Origin of the sequence: Reichenbachiella sp. MSK19-1 (assembly GCF_003590315.1) — a bacterium.
Lineage (GTDB): Bacteria > Bacteroidota > Bacteroidia > Cytophagales > Cyclobacteriaceae > Reichenbachiella > Reichenbachiella agariperforans.
Genome location: NZ_MIER01000015.1, coordinates 744,870 through 768,882 on the forward strand (window position 1 = coordinate 744,870; position 24,013 = coordinate 768,882).

A 24,013-nucleotide genomic window follows, 5' to 3' on the forward strand; every position below is an offset into this window, starting at 1 on the left:
ATGACCCTAAAACCATTATCCTCCGCCATCCTATTACTTATGTTTGCACTACCTATGCATGGACAAAACCAAATTCTACCTCTTTGGCCTGACCAAGTGCCAAACGAACGAAAGTCAAAACTGACAGAAGAATCTGAAATCACCGACACCAAACGGATCAGACAAGTCCGAAACCCCAGCATCGAAGTATACCTCCCTACCAAAAGTAGTGCTACAGGCAAAGCTGTACTGATCTGTCCAGGAGGTGGGTATGGCATTTTAGCCTACGACAAAGAAGGTACTGATTTTGCCAAATGGCTCAATGGTTACGGAATAGCTGGGATCGTTCTAAAGTATCGACTACCAGAAGATGACTCCAACATCACGCCTCACCTGTCCCCTATCATGGATGCCAAACAGGGTATGAAATTAATTCGTCAAAATGCCACTAAATGGAATATCGATACCGATCAAGTCGGCGTGATGGGCTTTTCAGCAGGAGGCCACTTGGCCGCCACGTTAGGCACTCACTATGACGAAGAGACTCGACCAGACTTCATGGCACTGATATACCCCGTCATCACGATGAAAACAGACTACACCCACATGGGCTCACGCACCAACCTCCTAGGAGAGAACCCCACTCCAGCACTCATTGCAGAGTACTCCAGCGAACTCCAAGTCACTGCTGACACGCCTCCGACATTCATCGTTCACAGTCAGAATGATGAAGCTGTACCTATAGAAAACAGCCTACAGATGTACAAAGCCCTCCGTACCCATCAGGTCCCTACGGAAATGCACCTCTACCCATCTGGCGGTCATGGCTATGGTTTCGCCTTGAATCAACCACACCTCTCCAGTTGGAGTCAGCGACTTGCTGACTGGTTAATGCTTCGCTAGCCCCTCATTCATCATCACACCCCTATCATTTTATAAGTATGTTATTTTTATTAAGTGTATATATTACACTTAATGTTTTTTATCTATATTTGGATCGAAAGATGTCTACACACGTCACTGGCATCTAACAGCAGATGTAGTGAAAGCTCTTTATTGCATCTGAGCAGGATTAAAATATAAAAGACTAAATCAAATCAAAATGGGATTTTCTACATTAGACTATATCGTCTTTGGGATCTACTGTCTGGTCATCATTGGCCTAGGGCTTTGGGTTTCTAAACCAAAAAAAGGGCAGGAAAAAACTGCCAACGAATACTTCCTAGCAGGTAACTCGCTTACATGGTGGGCTGTCGGTGCTTCGCTGATCGCGGCTAACATTTCCGCCGAGCACTTCATCGCCATGTCTGGATCAGGCTATGCGATAGGATTAGCGATTGCGGCTTATGAATGGCTCGCTGCTGTAACACTCATCGTAGTAGCCAAGTATTTCCTCCCGATTTTCCTCGAGAAGAAAATCTACACCATGCCACAGTTCATCAACCAGCGATTCAACCGATCGGTAAGCTCCTTCTTCGCCATATTTTGGCTGCTCGTCTATGTATTCGTCAACTTGACCTCTGTCAGTTACCTCGGTGCATTGGCACTAGAAAATATCATCGGCGTACCGCTGATCTACGGAATCGTAGGACTGCTCATATTCTCAGGTATTTACTCCATCTACGGCGGTATGTCTTCCGTGGCTTGGACCGATGTGATTCAGGTTGTCTTCCTCGTCATCGGTGGATTATTCACTACATTCTTGGCGCTCGATGCAGTCGGTGCAGGTAGTGTGATCGATGGTTTTGGTGTGATCTTCGATAAGACCTCTCACCATTTTCATATGGTCATAGCGCGCGGTTCTTCCATGGTTCCTGATGGATCTGGAGGATTCAAGGACACGTTCAACGATCTACCTGGTGTAGCAGTCATCTTTGGAGCTATGTGGCTCACCAATCTTGGCTACTGGGGTTTCAACCAGTATATCATCCAAAAAGGACTAGCTGCCAAATCAATCAATGAGGCTAAGAAAGGATTGATATTCGCAGGATATCTCAAAATCATCGTACCGCTATTGGTGGTTATCCCAGGTATTACAGCTTATGTACTCGTCAACCATTTCACGCCCGAAGAGTTGTCAGTCATCATCGGAAAACCCGTAGAAGCCATCGGCATCATCGGTAAGTCCGATGAAGCTTATCCTTGGTTGCTCAAGAACTTCGTCCCTACTGGGATTAGAGGACTAGCATTTGCTGCACTGGCCGCAGCGATTGTTTCCTCACTCGCATCTATGATCAATAGTACGTCGACCATCTTCACGATGGATATCTACAAGGAATTCTTCAACAAAGAAGCTTCTAACAAGAAACTCGTATTGGTAGGTAGAATGGCTGCTGTAGTGGCACTCGTGATCGCTATCTCAGTCGCACCGATGCTGAGCAATCTAGATCAGGTATTCCAATACATTCAGGAGTACACAGGGTTCATTTACCCAGGTGTCGTAGTGGTATTTGCCATGGGACTGTTCTGGAAGCAAATGACTTCTAAAGCCGCACTATGGACGACCATCATCACCATACCTATCGGGATCATCATCAAACTGTCTATGCCTGAGATTCCATTCATCATGAGAATGGGCTATGTATTTATGATTCTATGTACAGTAGCTTCTGTCATTAGTTTCTTAGACAAAGGGATCAAAGTCAAATCACCCGCTGCTGATAGTGATGTACAAAAATTATCCATCAAAAGCTCCTATATCCTCATGGCACTAGGTATCCTATGTCTAATCGCAGGAGCTATCTTTAGCATATCACTGAGCCATTTGGGTGTAGAATCTATCTTGATGATGGGTGTACTCCTACTGATGCTAGGAATCATCTTCTACACGAATTTCAAGATCGACATAGAGGACCCTAAGGCGCTAAAAGTGGAGAATGCTAAGACGCTGTTCACCACCAACGTTGGATTCAATGTCGGCGCGATAGGGATTATCGTCATAGTTGTATTCCTTTATGGGATATTCTGGTAAACCACAAACAAAACATTAAGATGAAAATAAATATAATCATATTGGTCGCATCCCTATCTATATGGGGATGCACCGCTAGCCAACCCCAAGAGGAAGCGACCAACAGCGTTTCTATCAACGAGTCCAAATTTGGAACACTTCCGGACGGACAGGAAACAACGTTATACACACTCAAAAATAGTCAAGGCACAGCTGTCTCCATCACCGACTTTGGTGGAGTCATCACTTCACTCATTGTTGCAGATAAAGAAGGTAACATGGCGGATGTTGTCTTGGGATTCAATGAAGTAGAGCATTATATCGCTGAGGCTCCATATTTCGGAGCAGTGATTGGTCGGTACGGCAATCGTATCGCTAATGGTCAATTCACGCTTGGTGAAGACAGCTATCAACTTGCCACAAATGATGGGAACAATCATCTACACGGAGGTATTAAAGGGTTTGATAAAGTACTCTGGGAAGCGAAAAGTTTTGAAAATGAAAATGCGGTAGGTATAGTACTGACTAGAACTAGCCCAGATATGGAAGAAGGCTACCCTGGTAATCTAACCACTGAAGTCACCTATACGCTCAACAATGAAAATCAGATCGTGATGGAATATAAAGCGACAACAGACAAGACAACCGTTGTGAACCTCACCAATCATTCATATTTTAACTTGTCTGGAGATGCTAGCAATACGATCTTAGATCATGTACTGGAGCTACCTGCTGATTCATTTCTACCAGTAGATAGCACCCTGATCCCGACGGGAGAGTTAAGACCTGTAGCTGCTACTCCGTTTGATTTTCAAACCCCTGCGGTGATCGGTGACCGCATAGATCACGAGAACCAACAGCTATTATATGGGCAGGGCTATGATCACTGTTGGGTATACAAAGACACGACAGATCAGATGAAGTATGGTGGTAGCCTCTACCACCCGCAGTCTGGTAGATTGATGAAAATCTACACCATGGAGCCTGCCATACAATTCTACAGCGGCAACTTCCTCGATGGCTCATTAACAGGAAAATCTGCCGTATCGTACCAGTACAGAACAGGTCTTTGTTTGGAGACCCAGCACTACCCTGATTCTCCTAACCAAGCAGCCTTCCCGACTACAGTTTTGGAACCAGGCCAGACCTACCAGACCAAAACGATCTATGAGTTTGGTGTGAAGTAAAAGATTTTAAGTTAATTCCAAGTTGTCCATTTTCCTAAACCACTATGGTCTGAAAGCACCATAGTGGTTTAGGAAAGAATGAAATTCTCTACATTCCGAATCAAGACCTTAGATCGCTCGACACTAGATTCTAGACAAAAAAACATCAAATTTTTATCTAGAGACTAAAATCTAAATACTCGTACCCTATAGAGGTTGGTAAAAGCTAAAGTGAGATGCACTAAAGTCCGTAGTTTTAACTCCAGCGCTGACCAATAAAAGCGCACATCTAAGCGCCATTAGAAAAAGGTGTCTAAATTTACTTTTAAATCACGAGCACAGCCCAAATGGACATCACCATCGAAAACATCCTACTGATAGGTTCTTTACTGCTACTAACCAGTGTTTTAGCTGGAAAGACTTCTTACAAGTACGGGATTCCAACTTTGATACTATTTTTGGTCGTAGGGATGCTCGCTGGGACAGATGGTTTGGGTATCGAATTTGATGATCCACAGATCGCACAGTTTATAGGAATCGTCTCGTTGAACTTCATTCTCTTCTCCGGGGGATTGGAAACCAACTGGCAGTCGATCAAGCCCATCCTCTGGCAGGGCATCAGCTTATCCACTGTCGGTGTGCTGTTCACTGCCACGCTCATGGGCTCCTTCATCTGGCTCATCACTGACTTGACAATCTACGAAGGGCTTTTGCTAGGTGCTATCGTATCGTCGACAGATGCGGCAGCTGTATTTTCCATCCTGAGATCCAAAAATCTTGCGCTCAAAAACAACTTGCGACCTACCCTCGAACTAGAGAGCGGTAGTAATGATCCGATGGCCTATGTACTCACCATTGCTTTTTTAGGTTTAGTGATCAACCAAGACCTAGGCATACTGTCCATCATTCCACTGTTTCTACAACAAATGATCCTCGGGGGGCTTTGTGGTTTTTTGTTCGGCAAAGTCAACAAATTCATCATCAACAAAATCGAACTGGGGTTCGAAGGGCTATACCCTGTACTAGTCATCGCGCTCATGTTCATCACCTTCTCTGCCACTGATGCGATCGGTGGCAATGGTTTTTTAGCGGTCTATCTCGCAGCAGTCTACCTCGGTAATCAAAACATCATCCACAAAAAAACGATTCTCAAACTATTCGACGGGCTGGCATGGCTCATGCAGATCATCCTATTCTTGACACTGGGACTACTGGTATACCCTAGCCACGTGCTCCCCTTTGTCGGCGTGGGGATACTCATCTCGCTTTTTTTGATATTGATTGCGCGCCCTATTAGTGTATTCCTGAGTTTAATTCCTTTCAAAATGAAGCCCCGGAGAAGGTTTTACATCTCTTGGATAGGGTTAAGGGGAGCGGTTCCCATTGTATTTGCGACTTATCCATTGCTCGCTGGGATCGACAAAGCAGACATGATATTCAATACGGTCTTTTTCATCTCATTGACTTCTGTCATCATCCAAGGAACCTCTCTGCCTATAGTCGCTAAATGGCTCAGTGTAGCACTTCCACAAAAAGAAAAGAGTAAATCTCCAGTAGACCTGCTCCTATCAGAGGATGCCAAAACAGCCATGGCAGAAATAGAAATCCCACGTAATGGCTATGTAGTGGGTAAAAAAATAGTTGACATTCAATTTCCGAAATCTACGATTATCGCGATGATCAGTCGTAACAACCAATTCATCACACCTAGTGGCACGACGCTCCTAGAGGCTAAAGATATTTTGATGATTTTGTCAGATAGTCATGAGGGACTAGATCAGGTATATGAAATCCTTCACATAAAGAAATGAGTACTGTTCAAGGAAAGAGACTACTTAACTCAACTCCTTATCAACACCTACAGATGTTTTGATTCCAGAGAGTACTGACCGCCACCAGTAGCCAAATACTGCCTTTTTCTTATCTCTAGCGAAAGAAATCGACCCTACACGATAGTTGTTCTTGTCTGGCAGATTGCTATCCTTCACGATGAAGGTATTGGCGATTAGAGTCGTTATCCCTTGTTTTGCATTCTGTTCTCCTGTGTCTGGGTCGATAATTTGAAATGATAAATCATCATAGTGCATATTCATCTTACCCGTAGAACGGTCATTATCATAGTCAAAATTAAAATCCATGTGCTTAAGCATTCCCTTCTCCACATCAAGACCAGCTGCAGCGATAGTCATTTGATTGGCACGGGTAAGGCTCATAGGAGACAAGGTACCCGAAACATGGCTGGATTTTGGTGATGGGTTAAGTTCAAAATGCGCTTTGAGTTTACCCTCCCCCAACACAGTAGCCTGTGCATCTAGGATCATCGTGTCATCATTAGCCGAAGACACATTGTAGAATGTGGCATAGAGCCTTGCAAACGAAACAGAACCTGGTAGACTCGCTCCTGGAAAACTCTCCTGATGCTGAATATAAGCATTGACCAACTGCAGCGTATCTACGCCGAACTTGACTGGAACAGATTTAATCATATCTGCTAACAAAGGAATATTAGCTCGGTCAGGAAAAGGCTGGCGCTTGTCTTTGTAGGATTTCAAATTAAAAGTATCCACAACCATTCGCTGACACTTGATGCCTTTGGCATCATCGTGCAAGGCCTGTAGACTAAATCCATTCATCGTAAAAGAGGGGATTACTAAATGAAATTGCCCTTTTTGATAAGGAAACTTCTTGGAAAACTCTCTACGAGTAAGATTTGACTCCCAGGCGATAGTATTACCACTAAATACGCCTTGATCTAGGTTCATCGCAATAGAATCAGCTCGAATAGTCGAGAAATCTTTCGCCAAATCGAAGACCGCCTTACGAATCACAACGGACCCTTGATTAGCACCTACCTTTGAATCATACTGCAGCGAATCTACATGAAAGCCAAATGTCAATCGACTAGAGTCTTGATCTATAAAATCCAACATACCGTACCCTATATCCAATCGCCCTACACCGAACGTCACCTTACGCTTGCTCGCGGACATGGTATCCGTCGGGAGAGTATCTGCCAGCACATCTATATCTATAAACAAAGAATCAACGGCAATAGATTGAGCATGAAATCCACCCGAGACGAGTAGACTTACCAAACCTATTTTAGAAATGCGAAGGTTAGTACAGGTGACCTGACCCAACATAGGGTTGGTAAGCTTCACTTTGTCGATAGACACAGACCGAGACCACAGGTCAAAGTCAGCTCCAGTTGACTCAGCCACTACATTCTGCTTGCTCAGCTGCCGGTCGATGAAATACCCTATATTATTCTCTGCGAGTATGAACAAGCCAGGAATAACAACGAAAAAATAAATGGAAAATACAATGCGAGAGCGTTTCTTATTCATAGGAGTATATCAAGTTGGTGTGATCAATTTCGGTAATTATTTCGACAATCTAAACCTCAAGTATATTTGTCCTACCGAATTTTTAGCATCACCTAACAAAAACTCTGCCGCATCACGCTTGGCAACACGTGCGCGTCCCCAATTGTAACGCGCTCCTACACCAAAATCATCGAAATTGAACGCTAAACCACCAGAAATCCCATAATCAAAAGTTTGTAAATCTTTTCGATTAAGTTCGTCTTCATCCTCACCTAGGTCACCCTCCGTCTTTATATTAGCTCCTAACATATAACTCATGTATGGCCCTAGATGTAGTTCCAGAACTTCTCCCAAACGTACGCCGGCTAATAAAGGCATGTCTATGTAATAGAGATTAAAATCGGTTTTACCCTCTGCGCCAAGTACATCATATATGACTGAATTCCCCTTAGTACTAAAAGTCAACTCTGGCATCAAAAACACCGGCCCTCTTAGTTTGACTTGAGAATAAATTCCAGCGTGAAATCCCAGTCTAACGTTTTCATCATTGACATCACCTTCCATCAGATTACTAAAATTCAAACCTGCCTTGATTCCTGTCTGTGGCTGTGCCTGAGTATACAATGTGGTGAAAAGTGTGAGAAATGTTAGCGTAGTAAGTAGTTTATTCAGTTTCATGCTTGGTGTTTGATTAAAATCTAGGTAAATGATACATACGATAAAGACAGCCATTGTTGAATGACTGTCTTTATCTATATCTACCTAACGTCCTCGAAGTATCCCTGCCAATAATGAAATCGCGAGAAATACTAGGGCTATAAAAAATACTATTTTGGCAGCACCTGCTGCTGCTACTGCTATCCCACCGAAACCAAATACTGCTGCGATGATAGCTACGATAAAAAATACAATTGCTAGTCTAAACATGGTTTTGTTTTTTTAGTTATACCATATCTATTGAAAAGAACATACCAATCCTAGCCATCGCTCTCAAATAGATCAAAAAGGCATTTTAGGGCTACTTAGTTGTTGAATCCGTATGTCCAACTACCCAATGTGTAGAACAATTCCCACAGACTTTAGATGGTTTGAGACTTGTCAAATACCCTGACCTATTCTATAAAACAAAAAAAGCACCATGCTAACGCATGGTGCTTTTAATAAATTCATTCTCGTTTGGATGATTAATCCATAGATTTTACTTCGTTATTCAATGTCTCAATTGTAGCTTTTGCATCTCCAAAGAGCATTTTAGTTCTCTCATGAAAGAACAATGGGTTTTCAATCCCCGAATATCCCTTGTTCATACTTCTTTTTAGCACGACTACATTTTTACTCTTTAGGATTTCCAAAACAGGCATACCGTAGATCGGACTACTTGGATCATCGAGAGCTGATGGGTTGACCACATCATTAGCCCCTACCACCAAACATACATCTGTATCTCCGAACATATTGTTAGCATCATCCATATCGATGAGTTTGTTGTATGGCACATCCGCCTCGGCTAGTAGTACATTCATATGACCTGGCATACGACCCGCCACAGGATGGATCGCGTAATTAACATTCACGCCTCGTTCGGTAAGACTCTTATCGAGTTCTTTACAAGCTTTCTGCGCTTGTGCTACTGCCATCCCGTACCCAGGAATGATCATCACATTGGTAGCATAGCGCATCATGATGGCAGTATCATTGGCAGTAGCTTCTTTAACATCCCCTTCTGGGCCAGCTCCAGCGGTAGCAGCTGAGCTACCAAACCCTCCGATGATCACATTGATTAACGAACGATTCATGGCATTACACATCAGTACAGTAAGGATCGTACCTGATGACCCGACGAGTATCCCACCTAAAAGCATCACCATATTGCTGTAGACGATACCCGCCAAAGCTGCTGCAATACCGGTGAAGGCATTGAGCAAGGAAATCACCACAGGCATATCTGCTCCTCCGATAGGCAACACAAAAGTAAATCCATAGATCAACGACACCACTAAAATAGCCATAGGTAGATATTCAATCTGACCCATCGCTACTACTTCGTAGATGATTAGTCCTAGACATAGTGCCAACCAGATGAGGTTAAAATATGACGAAATCCCACTTTTCCAGTCCTTAACCTTTCCACTCAATTTGCCATAAGCAATCAACGAACCTGTAAAAGCCACGCCACCTATGAACAAAGCCATATAAGTCGTCGCACGTGCACCTATACTACTGGTTTCACCGAACTTGTACACTTCTATGATAGAGATTGCTACGGCACAGGCACCACCAAATCCGTTGAATAACGAAACCAACTCTGGTATAGCTGTCATGGCGACTTTCTTAGAGAAGACCAAGCCTACAACTGTACCAATCGCTAACGCAACGATGATCCATGCATAGTTGCCTTGATCTCCAGCTATCGGATCAAACATCGCTACAATAGTCGCCAATCCCATACCTGCTGCTGCAATCAGGTTACCTTTAGCAGCTGATGCTGGACTGCTCATTCTTCTCAACCCGATGATCAATAGAACCGTCGAGAGGATGTATAATAAATTGATATACTGCATTATGATTTTTTCTTAAACATGTCCAACATACGGTTGGTCACTGCGTGCCCCCCTACTACATTAATGGTCGCAAGCACAATACCTACACTACCGATCACCAGCGAAACATAATCGTCGTTGGCTGATTGCCTGACCAGAATGATCGCACCGATGATGACGATACCAGAGATGGCATTGGAGCCAGACATGAGTGGTGTATGGAGTACAGTTGGAACCTTGGAGATGACCTCAAAACCGAGGTATATCGTAATGATCCATAAATTAATGGTCAATACATTATCACTTAGATAATCTAAAATTTCTAGCATAATAATTAGGTGTTACGTGATAAACTTAAGCTGAAACCGCCTCGTCTTGCTCAACCTTGAGCAGCGTATTCGCTATGATCTCGTTTTCGAATGGGATGTTTTCCGCTCCCTCTTTGAACATAAAGGTCAGGAAATTAAAAATATTGTTACTATAGACGAAACTAGACTGAGGCCCCATCCGGTTATATAGTTTGGTGTCACCGATAATTTTGACCCCTTCTACCTCCACCGTTTGGTTATCCTGTGCGAGGGCTACATTACCTCCACTGGCTGTCGCCATATCTACGATAACACTACCAGCTTTCATCGCTCTAACAGTTTTCTCTTCGATCAGTAACGGAGCCTTTCTACCAGGTATGTTCGCCGTGGTGATCACAATATCAGCCTTCATGGCTGTCTGATGGATCAACTCCTTTTGTTTCGCAATGTACTCTTCGGACTGCTCTATGGCATAACCTCCTGCAGAGGCACTTTCTGCTGCTCCTTCTACCTCGATAAACTTAGCACCGAGGCTTTCCACCTCTTCTTTTACCGCTGACCTCACGTCAAAGGCTTCTACCATTGCACCCAGTCGTTTTGCAGTAGCAATCGCCTGTAGTCCAGCGACACCAGCACCCAATACCATTACCTTCGCTGGAGGAATTGTCCCCGCAGAAGTCGTCATCATAGGCAAATACCCACCAAAATGATCTGCAGCCAAGACGACCGCTTTGTATCCCGACAAAGACGCCAAAGAAGACAGCACATCCATAGACTGAGCAATAGACGAACGTGGCAATAGATCCAAACTAAACGCTTTGGTTTCCGCCTGTTTCAAAGCAGTCAATAGTTCCGATTCCACACGACCGTTGAACTTACCCACTATTATGGCAGACTGCTTGGTCTTTGATAGTTCATCTACCTCTATACCTGTAGATGTAAGCAAAATTTCAGCCTGTGCCAACACTTCCGCTCTAGGTGCTATTTTAGCCCCTACCTCCTCGTACATATCGTCAGAGTAGTTAGATGCTGCACCCGCTCCACTTTCCACGAGTACCTCATAGTCTCCTTTGGTATATTTAGACACCACTTTTGGCACTAATCCTACCAGATTTTCTTCAGTACATTTTAATACCCCTATTATCATCACTGATTATTTATGTTTTTAAAAAGTTCAGCATATAGCTAAAATCACATCGGGTTCGTGTTATTTTCTATCATTTGGAATGCGAAGATATGAGTTTGAAAAAAAAACTACGTAGATAATATGTTAAATAATTAACAATTTGATAAAATCACTACCTCAGAAAAAACCTCTTCAACCCACTGAAAATAAGCTGCATGCATAACAAAAGCGCGCTATCTCTATCGATACTACTAAAAGCAAGTCACAAAAGCCTCAATATACCTGAATCAAGGGATTACAATCACTGGCAATAAGTGCTAATTTTTTGGTAGAAAAATTGACAGGAAAACCATGGCGGTCCCAATACTCATAATAGTTTTTGGCATAATTGTGATTTTATGCATCTACTACATTCAAAACAAGAAACACAACACAATCATCTTATCTCTCAAACAAGATATCTACAAATATTATGTGAGCAAACAGTTTCAAAAAATAGAAACAGAAACCATGAATGATTTACTGTTGGACAATGACTCGGAGAGAAAAAAGATCATACATGAACTCCACGAAAACATTGGAAACAAAATCGTAGCTGCCAAAATGCAATTTGGTTCGCTCCCCCATCCTGAAATTCTGAATTCCAACCCCTACGTACAAGGACATCTTCTACTGGATCAGGTGGTCAATGACACCCGCCAACTAGCCTATGGCATGTCTGACAAAGAATTGTCAGAATTCAACATCATGAAGTCTTTAAAACATATCAAGCATACTTTAGAACAGGAAGGAAAAATCAAACTGGGCATCTACTTTCATGGTTTGGACAAAACGCTAAGCCATGAACTGAACCTACGACTATTCCGCATGATCCAAGAACTCATTACCAACACGCTCACCCATGCTTATGCAAGTCAAATCACTGTTCAACTCAATCGTAACGATCAAGAATTAATCCTGACCGTGGAGGATAATGGTATTGGATTTGACCCAAGACAGGTTAACTTTATCAGAGGAAACGGTATCGGACTGAAAGAAATAGAGCGAAACCTGAACCAAATCGCTGGTTCGGTATTTATTGATTCTACTCCAGGTCACGGCACTACTATCACTATTCAAATACCGCTAGCAGCATGATAAATATATTGATCGCAGACGACCATCAAGTCATAGTAGAGGGTCTAAAAGCCCTCTTATCCAATGAAAACAGTATCCATATCGTAGGTCATGCTCATAACGGAAATGAAGTAATTGACCAACTACAAACGCAAGCGGTCAATGTAGTGCTACTCGACATCAATATGCCTGAACTTGACGGATTGGAAACGACCAAACTGATCAGAAAAAACTACCCTTTGACTAAAGTTCTTATCCTATCCATGTACAACAAGCCAGAATTCATCCGTAATCTAATAGAAATAGGTGCGCACGGCTATGTACTCAAGAATACGCCAAAAGACGAATTGATCACTGCTATCAAAGCAGTTCATGCAGGCGAACAGCACTTTAGCGCGGAGGTTAAAGATACCATCATGGAAAGCCTCAAAACCAAAGGGCACGTAGGCCCAGCCTACCTTACCGACAGAGAACGTGACGTGGTGAGACTGTTAGCGGATGGATTGACGACCAACGAGATCGCTGAAAAACTATTTATCAGTACACACACTGTCGACACCCATCGAAAAAACCTCATGACCAAGCTGAATCAAAAGAATATCGCCTCACTGATCAAATATGCAGTGGAGAAAGGTTATGCTGGAGAGCAATTTAATTAGAGTTCGCTCATCACCTCGTGCTTACATGATAGAAGAAAGAGACTAGCGTCTCCTTTTCTTTCTAAAAGCCTTACTCTTTGCACTGAAAGCTTTTTTCCCGTTGCTATTCTGGTGAGCCTTCTCTACGAAAGGTTGTTTTTCTAGTACATCACGAACAATCCTGCCTCCAAGTAACTTTTCTACCAAATCGCGTCTGTTCTTGTTGATTAGTTTGTCCTTGATCCGCTGCTGATACTCTTTTTTATGCCAGAAAAAGAACATGTGCTGTGCACGCTTTTCTTTCTCTGTCTTAGGTACGTACATCCGCTCCATCGTATACGGGTGAAAACCCGAATAATAGATCACTGTAGCGACAGTCATCGGCGTAGGCGTGAAATCCTGCACCTGCTCTAGCATAAAGCCCATGTCTTTGGTCTCTGCCGCTAGGTTAGCCATATCCTCTTCCTTGCACCCTGGGTGGCTAGAAATAAAATAGGGAATCAAAGGTTGATTCAGTCCATTCTTCTTGTTATAGAAATCATATTTCTTTTTGAAGTCATGGAAATGCTTAAAAGACGGTTTTCGCATCACACGAAGCGTATCATCTGCTGTATGCTCTGGGGCGACTTTCAATCGGCCGGATACGTGACGCGTCACCAGTTGCTCCATGTACTCATCGATGCTGTTGTTGGCATTTTTATTATAACTCTCCACCAACAGATCGTAGCGAATCCCACTGCCCACAAATGCCTTTTTAACCTTCGGGTGCGCATCTACTTTTTTGTACAACTCTGTCATAGAACTATGGTCCGTATCCAAGTTGCTACAGATCACAGGATGTATACAGGACGGACTCACGCATCGGTCACAGATCTCTTGCACTTTACCCTTTAGCCCATACATATTGGCAGATGGTCCACCCAAATCTGAAATATACCCCTTGAAATCAGGCATAGAAGTCACCTGATCTACTTCCTTCATCACCGACTCCTTCGACCTACTGGCTATGAATTTGCCCTGATGGGCTGATATCGTACAAAAGCTACATCCTCCAAAACATCCTCTATGCATATTGATCGAGAACTTGATCATCTCATATGCTGGTATCGGCCCACGCTTCTTATATTTTGGATGCGGCAGACGTGTATAGGGTAAATCAAACGACTGATCAATTTCAGTCTCTGTCATCGTATAATAAGGTGGGTTGATAATCACATGGTAGTCATCAGCATCCTGCACGATTCTATTGGCGTTAAGCTTGTTGGACTCCTGCTCTACATGTTTAAAATTCGAAGCGTAAGACTTTTTGTCTCGCAGACACTTTTCGTGACTATTGAGCATGATCGTTTTCCAATCCACCTCTGGCAAATCCTCTTTCCGGTCTGTCAAAACACTGGTTTGTGGTATGGTCTTCAGTTGATCAAAAGGTACTCCCTTGCCCAGCAATCTAAGAAGATCACGCAAAGGCTGCTCGCCCATGCCATAGACCAGCATGTCGGCTTTACTATCCACAAGAACAGACGGCATGAGCTTGTCCGACCAATAATCATAATGTGTCACACGACGCAAACTCGCCTCCACTCCACCGATGACGATCGGTACGTCAGGGTATAGCTTCTTCAGGATGTTAGAATAAGTAATCGTCGCATAGTCTGGACGAAAGCCTGCTTCCCCACCTGGGGTATAGGCGTCATTGGATCGCTTGCGTTTGTTGGCTGTATAGTGATTCACCATAGAATCCATACAGCCAGAGGTCACGCCAAAAAACATCTTAGGCTTCCCAAATTTCTTAAAATCGCGCAAATCATCCTGCCAATTAGGCTGAGGAATGATCCCAACTTTGTAGCCCTCACTCTCGATAATCCTTCCAATTACCGCACCACCGAATGACGGGTGATCCACATAGGCATCTCCTGAGACGATTACTACATCTAGCTCATCCCAGCCCCGTTCGAGAACTTCCTTTCTGGTGATAGGCAACCAATCCGTTATGGGTCTTTGTGCGATCATAATGCAAAGGTAGTGAAGTAATCAAGAAAGTAAGGCTTTTGAGTCTATCCCAAAGTAGATATAGTAGACTCCTGACATCTAAGAGCATCGTAAATCAATACCTAAGAAAAATACCTATTCCTATAAATACGTGAATCCCGTATTTATTTTAATCTTAGAATTAAACAATTTTGTATAGAAATAATCAAATAACACAGCTATGAAAATGTTAAAGAGATCTATTCTATTCTATACCATTTTGTTGAAAGTATTGCCAGTAATGCTCTACTTGATCTTAGTATAATCAGCTATTGACTCTCCCTAGTGGGAGATGTCAACTTTTTTCAACCCACCACCTCTTCTGGTTCCTCCCTGTAGGAATTAGCAAAGCGCAAGTTTTCCTTAGAAACCACCTCCAGCGGCATGTATTGATACTGCTTGATGGGAGCATTTGCGATGAGTTGTTTATATAGCACCTGAACACTTAGATTGCCCTGTAGATTCGGATTTTGATCTATAATAAAATCCACATGACCGTTTTCCAGTGGCGCAATATTCTCTTTGACTAAATCATACCCTACAATACGTTTTTTACGCGCAAGATTGGATTCATCTATCATCGATACGATCTGATAGGATCGAGAATTAGGCACGAACAAGTGCATCCCCTCTCCTTTGATGGAATTCAAAACCTCTGTCAGCTTTGCTTGATTCTCTACATTGATCTCATGGATTCGTCCAGCATTCCAACCTTGATCCACATAGTACTGACGAAACCCATCGATACGTTCATCAATCGTCTTGTTGAGGCTATCAAAATCCGTATATTTCAAAATCCATGCATCATGTCCTTCACCATAACCATAATTGAGCAATCGAGCAGCTAGATAGCCACTCTGCACAGAATCCTGACCTATGAAGGCCAATGGCGCAACCTCTTCCAAGTTAGAATCCACAAAAACAAACGGAATAGCCTTAGACTTCAATCGCCCACAGATATCGGTAGCTTCCTCTTCCATCAAGGGAGCTAGAATCACTGCATCAGGCTCACCATCAATAGCCATGGCCGCTTTAGTCAAAAAAGACCCTTGGTTACTTCTATCAAAGGGGTAAAACTTAAGCACCATCCCTAGCGACTCATACTCTTCAGCAGACTGTTCGATCCCTTGGCGTTGAGTCTTCCAATAATCATTATCCAAGGGTAGTATTACAGCGATTTGATACACCTTATTGAGCTTCAGATTACGCGCAAATACATTAGTCGTGTAGTTCCCTTCTTTGGCAATTTTGAGTACTAAATCTTTAGTAGCCTCTGCCACCTCTCCTCTTTTGTGCAACACGCGATCGACCGTCCCCACAGACACGCCAGCTTGTCTGGCGATTTCCTTGATGGTAATTCTTTTCATTGAGCCAAAGATGAAAAAAAAGATTGAAATAATTTGGAGCATCCTCAAATAATATTACATTTGTGAACATTCGTGTTCGTACACGATGCAATCACCCTTCAATCGAAGGGCTTTTTTAGGAGTATCACCGTGTTCGAACACGGTAATTTGAAAACATTTAATATTATGAAAAAAGTTGTAACATTCGGAGAGATAATGCTAAGACTAGCACCACAAGGATTTTTGAGATTTTCTCAAGCCAATTCTTTCGATGTAGTCTATGGTGGTGGTGAATCTAACGTGGCTGTCTCATTGGCCAACTACGGAGTACCTGTTGATTTCGTAACAAGATTACCAAAGAATGATATCGGCGAGTGCGCATTGATGGAAATGCGTAAAAGAGGTGTAAACACCGACAAAATTGTATTCGGTGGCGACCGATTAGGCATCTACTTCCTAGAGACTGGTGCAGTCAGTAGAGGAAGCAAGGTAGTCTATGATAGAGCGCATTCATCTATGTCTGAAATCACTGCAGGCATGATCGATTGGAAGGAAGTGTTTGATGGAGCAGAGTGGTTCCACTGGACAGGAATCACTCCTGCTATTTCTCAAGGAGCAGCAGATGCATGTCTAGAAGCCGTCAAAGTAGCAAGCGAAATGGGGATCACCATCTCTACTGACCTCAACTACAGAGCAAAATTATGGAAGTACGGTGGAGACCGTGAGTCTATCATGACAGAGTTGACTTCATACTGTGATGTCATCCTCGGAAACGAAGAAGATGCAGAAATGCACTTTGGCATCAAGCCAGAAGGCGTATCTGTACAGACAGAAGGACACAACGTCAAGGCGGAAGCTTTCCTATCTGTATGTCAACAAATGATGGAGAAATTCCCGAAAGCAAAGAAAGTAATCACTACGCTCAGAGGTTCGATCTCTGCATCACACAACACATGGGCGGGCGTATTGTATGATGGCAAAACCATGCTAGAGACACGTCAGTATCAAATCACAGATATCGTGGATAGAGTAGGTGGTGGTGACTCATTCATGGGTGGATTGATCTACGGATTGTTGAAATACCCAGAAGATGATCAAAACGCACTTGATTTTGCGGTAGCTGCATCATGCTTGAAACACACGATCAAAGGTGACGCTAACTTAGTCACTGTAGACGAAGTAGAAAAACTAATGGGTGGCGATGCCTCAGGCAGAGTCGCTAGATAATATCTCCTAGATGGGGGCTGGTGTTTGATTGCATAGTACTTCGGTACAGAATCCAGCCCCCCATTTTTTCATCCCACACCTAATATGACACAGAAAACAGTAGCCATCATCTGCGGAGGAGGTCCCGCACCAGGAATCAATACCGTCATCAGTACAGTTGCCAAGATATTCATGGCAGATGGATATCGCGTATTGGGCATCCATGAAGGCTACAAAGGGCTACTTTCTCCTAATCCTCGAACAGTAGAATTTGACTTCTACTACGCAGACAGGATATTTAGCAGAGGTGGATCTACCCTACTCATGAGTAGATTCAAACCTAAACAGGAGGATTTTAATACCCGTCTTTTTGTGGAAGAAAACGTGAGCTTATTGGTAACTATCGGTGGTGATGACACAGCCAGCACAGCCAATAGACTCTCCAAGTATCTAAAAGAAAATAACGTGGATGTTGCCAATATCCATGTCCCAAAAACCATTGACAATGACCTCCCTCTTCCAGACAGGAATCCAACGTTCGGGTTTCACTCTGCAAAGGACGAGGGCGTTAAAATCGGTAATACGATCTATGAGGACGCGATCACGAGCAACAACTGGTTCATCATGTCTGCCATGGGGAGATCTGCTGGACATTTGGCTTTTGGTATCGCATCGGCATGTCACTTTCCTATGTTGATCATCCCTGAGATGTTTAACAAAACGAAAGCAACACTAGAAAAAGTGGTTACACTCATTATTTCGTCCATGCTCAAACGTATGATCATGGGGATCGATTATGGTGTAGCATTGGTCAGTGAAGGCGTATTTCATATCATCGATGAGCAGGAGCTCAAAGATTCAGGCATTCTTTTCACCTATGATGCTCACGGTCACCCAGAGCTAGGCAATGTCAGCAAGTCCAACATATTCAACGTTCTCGTACAAGAGAAACTCAAAGAATTGGGGCTGGAAATGAAAAGTCGACCGATCGAATTAGGTTATGAACTGAGATGTTGTCGTCCGATTGGCTATGATCTTACACTGTGTACCTTATTAGCGATTGGGGTCAAAAAATTATACGACGAAGGCATCAGCGGATGTATCGTCACCACCAACTCAAGAGGAGATATCACACCTATGTATCTGTCTGAATTCGAAAATGGAGATGGCGTAATCCCTCCACGTCTCGTAGACATAGATGCAGAAATCTCTAAATTGAGCTTCAAAAACCTTCACTTCATCAAAGAGAAGGATTTTGAAAAACTGGGAACGTATGTAGACAATCCCGAACAATATGATTTTAATAAAATATTAAACTGGAATTAAGAAAATGGCACGATTTACAAGAATAGACGTTGCGTTGAAAATGAAAGAAACAGGTGTAGTACCTGTGTTCTATCACAAAGATCTCGAAGTGTGCAAACAGATATTGAAAGCATGCTATGACGGTGGTGCGAGAGTATTCGAATTCACCAATAGAGGGGATTATGCCCACGAAGTTTTCGGCGAACTGAACAAATTCGCTGCTAAAGAAACCCCAGAAATGATCCTCGGGATCGGATCTGTAGTAGATGCTGGTACTACTTCACTTTACATCCAGTTAGGCGCCAACTTTGTCGTATCTCCTATTTTGAATCCAGAGATGGCAAAAACGTGTAATAGAAGAAAGATCTCTTGGTCACCAGGATGTGGCTCATTGACAGAGATTTCTTATGCAGAAGAACTGGGTGCCGAAGTAGTCAAAATCTTCCCTGGCTCTCAAGTAGGTGGTCCATCGTTCGTAGCAGCTGTCAAAGGCCCATTCTCATGGTCTAGCATCATGCCGACAGGTGGTGTGGAGCCTACAGAAGAAAACATGAAAGGATGGTTCGATGCAGGCGTGCACTGTGTAGGTATGGGATCGAAACTATTCTCAAAAGACGCAAGTGGAAACTTTGACTATGCAGCAGTCACTGCAAAAGTGAAAGACACACTAGCGATCGCTAAGAAACTAAGAAAGTAATTAGTAATTGTTTTTTAATTAGAGGCGATAGTCTGCCGCCCTTACAGACTATCCAATTTGAAAAGCCACTCTTCGGAGTGGCTTTTCTTTTGTATTTTAGGCTCTAAAAACACACCAAATCAAGAAACCGAAGGAGTGTCTGTAGGCAAATACCCAAAATACTCCTTAAAGCACTTCGTGAAATACGAGGGAGACGAAAACCCAACACTATAGCTGACTTCTGAGATGTTCGTATTGCCTTGTTCGATCAATTTATGGGCACGATTCAGTCTCACATTTCGTGTAAATTCGTTGACGGAACTACCTGTAATAGCCTTCACTTTCCGATACAACTGACTCCTACTCAGGTTCAATTCATCTGCTAGAGATTCTACCCTCAGGTCTGTTTTGGAGATATTGGCATGGACATAGTCTAATAGTTTTTGGATAAATCCCTTGTCAAGTGTCGTTGTACTTCCTACATCCTCCTTCGTAGCAGTTCCTTTAAAATACTTGGCAAAGAGCACCTCACGACTCTGAACCAACTGAGACAGTTGACTCAGTACCAATCGCATATCGAAAGGCTTGGTGATATACGCATCTGCACCAGTATCTATTCCTTCGAGATGCTCATCTGCACTACTCTTAGCTGTCAGCATGAGGATAGGAATATGACTCGTATTCAAATTACCCTTTACCGCTGCACATAGTTCTAGTCCTGTCATACGCGGCATCACTACATCCGTCAAAATCAGATCAGGGATCTCTTTGACTGCCGTTTCTAATCCTTCTTGTCCATCTTTAGCCATCAACACCTTATAGACTAGACTTAGCTCATTCTTCAAATACTTTCGTAGTTCAAGATTATCCTCCACCACCAAAATGGTTTTTCGCTTTTGCTCAGGCACGACCTCTCTCTCCTCGCTAGCCACTAGCCTCTCGCTATAATTTGGCGTCATCAGGGTTTCATCAGGTAGAATTGCATCTACTTTATCACCTTCTTCCAAATGATCATCCCCTAATCGGAAACAAAGTACAAATGACGTCCCCACTCCCACTTCACTTTCCACTATAATATCTCCTTTATTCAAAGTGATGAAATCCTTGACGACTTCAAGTCCAATCCCTGTGCCTCCAAAATAATCCTTGTTCTTTTTATCCACTTGATAAAAGCGCTCAAAAATCTTATCCAACTGATCTTCATCCAAACCTGGACCTGTATCCCGAATCCTAATTTTCAAACTATCAACCGTGTTTTGATCTGAATAGGTATGGCTAGCAAGCTCTGTATGCACCTGAATACTCCCCTGCTGAGGCGTAACTTTAAAAGCATTGGAAAGTAGATTAAACATTATTTTTTCCAACATCCCGCGATCCATCCATAGCAGCTGCTCGGTTGGATTTGGTATCACGTCCAAATCTATTTCTTTAAAAAGAGCTTCCTCTTGAAAGTAATCACAAACGGCTCTAACTGCATTTTCTACATCCAAAAGTTCCGCTTTCAGTCTTAACTTTTGAAACTTCAATTTTCTAAAGTCCATCAACTCATCAATCAATCGTTTCAGCAAGTCAGAGTTTTTGTACATCACTTGCAGCTTATCCAACATACGCTCTGGCAGCGCTACATTAGGATCATGCAGTATATCTCTCAGCGGATTCATGATCAAAGTCAAAGGCGTCCTAAATTCATGTGAAATATTGGTGAAGAATTGGATTTTTTTATCATTCAGTTCTTCCTCTCTTTTTCTATTTTCCACAGCTGTGAGCACCGCTTGCTTATCGTGGACTCGTATCTTAATCACCCTAAAAAACAGATACAGTAGAAACATAAACATGGAGAGATATAGCATAAAAGCTGTTTTGGTCTTCCACCATGGAGGTAAAACTGTAATCGTCAGTTCTCGAACTTCATCTCCCCAAACACCATCGTTATTGGCTGCTTTAACCCGAAAGACATACTCCCCACTCGTCAAACTGGTATAGGTAGCGCTTCGCTTGTTACCTACATAGTTCCAGTCAGACTCTAACCCCTCCAGATAGAATGCATATTCGTTTTCTTCTGGTCTGGTATAGTTCAATCCTACAAACTGAATGGTAAATACAGACTGATCATGCATCAAAGTGATCGCCTCGGTCTCTGAAATAACTTGCTGTAGAATTGCATTATTCTGACTCGGCAATACTGGTTCGTTGAACAAACGAAACTCTGTGAGATAGACCTTTGGTTTAACCCTATTGGTGATCAAATCCTTAGGATTGAAATAGTCAATCCCCGCATAGTTGCCAAAAAACAACTCGCCCTTGTTATTTTTGTGCGTCGCGTTGAAATTGTATGCATTAGACAGCAATCCATCATGCACCGAATATTGCTGAGTGAATCCAGTATCAATGTCCAAAGAGGTAATCCCAGACTGACCACTTAGCCAAATCTTACCTTGATCGTCTTCTATGATACCACTTATGGTTTCTTGCAGTAGGCCGTTTTCAGAATTGTACCATTCGAAACGAACAGTGGATGGATCATAACGACACAGCCCCCCTCCGTCCGTACCTATCCACATATTGTGCCTTGAGTCTTCAAACAAGGAAACGACATGGGTAATACTAGCATGATGCTCTGCATCCCCCTGAGGCAACTTGATTTCCTCCCAAGAGGTGATATCCCCACGCGCATGCGAGAGTCTATACAACCCTCGTGTACTCCCTACCCAGACATCATTTTTAGTATCGACTAGTACTGTACGAACATCTACGTTAACCAATTCATTTTGCAAAAAATCCTCTCCAAGATAGGTAGTAAACTGTTTCGTCTTGGGATCAAAAGACAAAAGACCGTGTCCAAACGTCCCCAACCACAGGATACCGCTTGTCCCTTGTGCCAGCGATATGATACGAATCGACTCAGTTTCTCCTTCATCATTCACGAGATTAAAATGCTGAAAGCGTTCGCTTCCCTCGGGCAGATAGAACAATCCTCCCTCCCAGCTGCCTGCCCACAATCCAAAACCCTGATCCATTAACAGTGCCTGCACGGCTTTATTTTTCATTCCTTTGATTCGCGGATCATGTCCTAATGTATGTTCGAATATGCCAGTTTCGGGATCGTAAATATCAATACCACCCCCATCCATACTAATCCAGTACTTCCCTTGACGATCTTCTACAATACCACTAACAGAAGCCACATGTAGCGAATTCAGGTCATTCGCCTGACTAATGAGATGATTGAACTTGTCATAATTCGGATCATATAACCCTACCCCTTTGTCATAGTAGCCGAGCCAAATACGGTCGTTATGATCTCGATAGAGTGACCAAATTGAGTTCGCTTTAATATGATCTCCAGCGAACTTGTCATAGTAATAGCTATCCACTACCTCCCCCTCTTCGTTAATTAACCACAGCCCATCATTTTCTGTCCCGACGAGCATCAAACCACCCTTATCCTCCATCATGGATAAAATGCGCTTATTCGATACGGGTATATTTTGTTTCGACCACATGCCATTGCCCCGATCATCACGGTGCGAGAGCCTAAAAACCCCCTCCAGCTGAGTCCCTACCCAGAGATCTCCATTTTTGGATTCGTAAAGAGAAATAATCGATCCTCCCAATTCAAACCCTCCGCTAGCATCGTCAAAAGTTGCTTTCTTTACTTGTTTGTTTTTTGAGTCAAAAATCATCACGCCTTCGCTACTCGCGAGATACACTTCACCAGAAGTAGTCGTCAATATCTGCTCAATCTGTAGCTGCCCAATTGAAGTGCGTTGGACAGAAATCTGGTCAGTGGTCTCTGTCTGGCGATCATAACGCAGCAGCCCATAGCCTCCTGCAGAAAAAAGTAGATTGCTTTGATCGTCCTCCGCCATTGCTAAGTATGAACGATCACTTACATCGACCCCATTTACTATAACTTTCAACCGGTCGAAAGAGTCATTATCCTTATTGAACCGACAAACACCATTGTCTGTTATGACCCACATGACTCCCTGACTGTCATTGTAAATACCAAAAACCACATTGCTATTCAGAGATGTTGAATCATTTGGATCAAAATTATACTGCTTGTAATCCAACCCATCATAACGATATAGACCTCCCCCAAAAGTACTAATCCAAATGAACCCTTCTTTATCTTGAGCAAATGACGTCACGGCACGTTTACTCATTCCTTCGTCTATCGCAGTAAAGACGTATTGGTTTAGTCTCTCCGCCCCATGAACGGCCATCACCACACCCATCAGTACCACTACTAGGCTATAGCAGCTCTTTAGTAATCTTCTAACCATGAATCCTTGTCTTC

18 protein-coding genes are annotated in these 24,013 nt (G+C 43.0%); 9 read left to right on the plus strand and 9 right to left on the minus strand.

The window, feature by feature from the left end; translation table 11 throughout:
• From BGP76_RS11085 to BGP76_RS11100, 4 genes are all read left to right on the plus strand, one after another.
• A complete protein-coding gene (locus BGP76_RS11085; protein WP_073121936.1) occupies nucleotides 1-882 on the plus strand; it encodes an alpha/beta hydrolase in 882 nt (293 codons plus the stop codon).
• Between the two features lie 199 nt (nucleotides 883-1,081).
• Complete coding sequence (locus BGP76_RS11090) at nucleotides 1,082-2,950, plus strand: sodium/solute symporter (RefSeq protein ID WP_119844708.1); 1,869 nt, start codon at nucleotides 1,082-1,084, stop codon at nucleotides 2,948-2,950.
• A gap of 20 nt (nucleotides 2,951-2,970) precedes the next feature.
• Nucleotides 2,971-4,116 carry an aldose epimerase family protein gene (locus tag BGP76_RS11095; protein WP_119844709.1) on the plus strand — a complete coding sequence of 382 codons (1,146 nt, stop codon included), beginning with the start codon at nucleotides 2,971-2,973 and terminating at the stop codon, nucleotides 4,114-4,116.
• A gap of 326 nt (nucleotides 4,117-4,442) precedes the next feature.
• Nucleotides 4,443-5,906 (plus strand): potassium/proton antiporter, encoded by a 1,464-nt coding sequence (locus BGP76_RS11100; protein ID WP_119844710.1) that lies wholly within the window; start codon nucleotides 4,443-4,445, stop codon nucleotides 5,904-5,906.
• A gap of 24 nt (nucleotides 5,907-5,930) precedes the next feature.
• On the opposite strand, the gene BGP76_RS11105 is transcribed toward BGP76_RS11100, so the two are convergent.
• The 6 genes from BGP76_RS11105 to BGP76_RS11130 all read right to left on the minus strand — a co-directional run bounded on the left by BGP76_RS11105 (nucleotide 5,931) and on the right by BGP76_RS11130 (nucleotide 11,416).
• Complete coding sequence (locus BGP76_RS11105) at nucleotides 5,931-7,442, minus strand: DUF748 domain-containing protein (RefSeq protein ID WP_119844711.1); 1,512 nt, start codon at nucleotides 7,440-7,442, stop codon at nucleotides 5,931-5,933.
• Nucleotides 7,443-7,478: 36 nt separating this feature from the next.
• Nucleotides 7,479-8,099, minus strand: coding sequence for a porin family protein (locus tag BGP76_RS11110; RefSeq protein WP_158584245.1), 621 nt, complete (start codon nucleotides 8,097-8,099; stop codon nucleotides 7,479-7,481).
• 84 nt (nucleotides 8,100-8,183) lie between these two features.
• On the minus strand, nucleotides 8,184-8,348 hold the full coding sequence (locus BGP76_RS11115) for a DUF1328 domain-containing protein (RefSeq protein ID WP_073121948.1): 165 nt from the start codon (nucleotides 8,346-8,348) through the stop codon (nucleotides 8,184-8,186).
• A gap of 257 nt (nucleotides 8,349-8,605) precedes the next feature.
• Complete coding sequence (locus tag BGP76_RS11120; protein ID WP_317041714.1) at nucleotides 8,606-9,982, minus strand: NAD(P)(+) transhydrogenase (Re/Si-specific) subunit beta; 1,377 nt, start codon at nucleotides 9,980-9,982, stop codon at nucleotides 8,606-8,608.
• Entirely contained in the window at nucleotides 9,982-10,290 is a 309-nt protein-coding gene (locus tag BGP76_RS11125) for an NAD(P) transhydrogenase subunit alpha (protein WP_073121952.1), read from the minus strand. Before BGP76_RS11125 ends, BGP76_RS11120 begins: the two co-directional genes overlap by 1 nt.
• Nucleotides 10,291-10,315: 25 nt before the next feature.
• On the minus strand, nucleotides 10,316-11,416 hold the full coding sequence (locus tag BGP76_RS11130; RefSeq protein WP_119844713.1) for an NAD(P) transhydrogenase subunit alpha: 1,101 nt from the start codon (nucleotides 11,414-11,416) through the stop codon (nucleotides 10,316-10,318).
• Nucleotides 11,417-11,905: 489 nt separating this feature from the next.
• Here BGP76_RS11130 and BGP76_RS11135 point away from each other — a divergent pair, with 489 nt between their 5' ends.
• Nucleotides 11,906-12,532 carry a sensor histidine kinase gene (locus BGP76_RS11135; protein WP_158584248.1) on the plus strand — a complete coding sequence of 209 codons (627 nt, stop codon included), beginning with the start codon at nucleotides 11,906-11,908 and terminating at the stop codon, nucleotides 12,530-12,532.
• Entirely contained in the window at nucleotides 12,529-13,170 is a 642-nt protein-coding gene (locus tag BGP76_RS11140; protein ID WP_073121958.1) for a response regulator transcription factor, read from the plus strand. Before BGP76_RS11135 ends, BGP76_RS11140 begins: the two co-directional genes overlap by 4 nt.
• Before the next feature lie 42 nt (nucleotides 13,171-13,212).
• Here BGP76_RS11140 and BGP76_RS11145 read toward each other — a convergent pair whose 3' ends face one another.
• Nucleotides 13,213-15,156, minus strand: a complete 1,944-nt coding sequence (locus tag BGP76_RS11145) for a YgiQ family radical SAM protein (RefSeq protein ID WP_073122523.1) — start codon at nucleotides 15,154-15,156, stop codon at nucleotides 13,213-13,215.
• Between the two features lie 326 nt (nucleotides 15,157-15,482).
• Complete coding sequence (locus tag BGP76_RS11150) at nucleotides 15,483-16,544, minus strand: LacI family DNA-binding transcriptional regulator (protein WP_158584250.1); 1,062 nt, start codon at nucleotides 16,542-16,544, stop codon at nucleotides 15,483-15,485.
• Nucleotides 16,545-16,709: 165 nt separating this feature from the next.
• Between BGP76_RS11150 and BGP76_RS11155 the strand changes: the two genes are divergently transcribed.
• The 3 genes from BGP76_RS11155 (at nucleotide 16,710) to BGP76_RS11165 (ending at nucleotide 19,731) form a co-directional block, all read left to right on the plus strand.
• Entirely contained in the window at nucleotides 16,710-17,750 is a 1,041-nt protein-coding gene (locus tag BGP76_RS11155) for a sugar kinase (RefSeq protein WP_073121962.1), read from the plus strand.
• A gap of 84 nt (nucleotides 17,751-17,834) precedes the next feature.
• Nucleotides 17,835-19,055 (plus strand): 6-phosphofructokinase, encoded by a 1,221-nt coding sequence (locus BGP76_RS11160; RefSeq protein ID WP_119844715.1) that lies wholly within the window; start codon nucleotides 17,835-17,837, stop codon nucleotides 19,053-19,055.
• Nucleotides 19,056-19,059: 4 nt separating this feature from the next.
• On the plus strand, nucleotides 19,060-19,731 hold the full coding sequence (locus tag BGP76_RS11165; RefSeq protein ID WP_073121966.1) for a bifunctional 4-hydroxy-2-oxoglutarate aldolase/2-dehydro-3-deoxy-phosphogluconate aldolase: 672 nt from the start codon (nucleotides 19,060-19,062) through the stop codon (nucleotides 19,729-19,731).
• Between the two features lie 119 nt (nucleotides 19,732-19,850).
• Here BGP76_RS11165 and BGP76_RS11170 read toward each other — a convergent pair whose 3' ends face one another.
• Nucleotides 19,851-23,999: a two-component regulator propeller domain-containing protein gene (locus BGP76_RS11170; RefSeq protein WP_119844716.1), complete on the minus strand. Its 4,149-nt coding sequence runs from the start codon at nucleotides 23,997-23,999 to the stop codon at nucleotides 19,851-19,853.
• Nucleotides 24,000-24,013: the final 14 nt, after the last annotated feature.

Bases quoted from the DNA above. Each gene is read 5' to 3' on its own strand.
- BGP76_RS11100 (WP_119844710.1), top strand. From the start codon at position 4,443: ATGGACATCACCATCGAAAACATCCTACTGATAGGTTCTTTACTGCTA.
- BGP76_RS11105 (WP_119844711.1), bottom strand. From the start codon at position 7,442: ATGAATAAGAAACGCTCTCGCATTGTATTTTCCATTTATTTTTTCGTT.
- BGP76_RS11095 (WP_119844709.1), top strand. From the start codon at position 2,971: ATGAAAATAAATATAATCATATTGGTCGCATCCCTATCTATATGGGGA.
- BGP76_RS11085 (WP_073121936.1), top strand. From the start codon at position 1: ATGACCCTAAAACCATTATCCTCCGCCATCCTATTACTTATGTTTGCA.
- BGP76_RS11150 (WP_158584250.1), bottom strand. From the start codon at position 16,544: ATGAAAAGAATTACCATCAAGGAAATCGCCAGACAAGCTGGCGTGTCT.
- BGP76_RS11130 (WP_119844713.1), bottom strand. From the start codon at position 11,416: ATGATAATAGGGGTATTAAAATGTACTGAAGAAAATCTGGTAGGATTA.
- BGP76_RS11140 (WP_073121958.1), top strand. From the start codon at position 12,529: ATGATAAATATATTGATCGCAGACGACCATCAAGTCATAGTAGAGGGT.
- BGP76_RS11115 (WP_073121948.1), bottom strand. From the start codon at position 8,348: ATGTTTAGACTAGCAATTGTATTTTTTATCGTAGCTATCATCGCAGCA.
- BGP76_RS11155 (WP_073121962.1), top strand. From the start codon at position 16,710: ATGAAAAAAGTTGTAACATTCGGAGAGATAATGCTAAGACTAGCACCA.
- BGP76_RS11160 (WP_119844715.1), top strand. From the start codon at position 17,835: ATGACACAGAAAACAGTAGCCATCATCTGCGGAGGAGGTCCCGCACCA.
- BGP76_RS11110 (WP_158584245.1), bottom strand. From the start codon at position 8,099: ATGAAACTGAATAAACTACTTACTACGCTAACATTTCTCACACTTTTC.
- BGP76_RS11170 (WP_119844716.1), bottom strand. From the start codon at position 23,999: ATGGTTAGAAGATTACTAAAGAGCTGCTATAGCCTAGTAGTGGTACTG.
- BGP76_RS11120 (WP_317041714.1), bottom strand. From the start codon at position 9,982: ATGCAGTATATCAATTTATTATACATCCTCTCGACGGTTCTATTGATC.
- BGP76_RS11165 (WP_073121966.1), top strand. From the start codon at position 19,060: ATGGCACGATTTACAAGAATAGACGTTGCGTTGAAAATGAAAGAAACA.
- BGP76_RS11125 (WP_073121952.1), bottom strand. From the start codon at position 10,290: ATGCTAGAAATTTTAGATTATCTAAGTGATAATGTATTGACCATTAAT.
- BGP76_RS11135 (WP_158584248.1), top strand. From the start codon at position 11,906: ATGAATGATTTACTGTTGGACAATGACTCGGAGAGAAAAAAGATCATA.
- BGP76_RS11090 (WP_119844708.1), top strand. From the start codon at position 1,082: ATGGGATTTTCTACATTAGACTATATCGTCTTTGGGATCTACTGTCTG.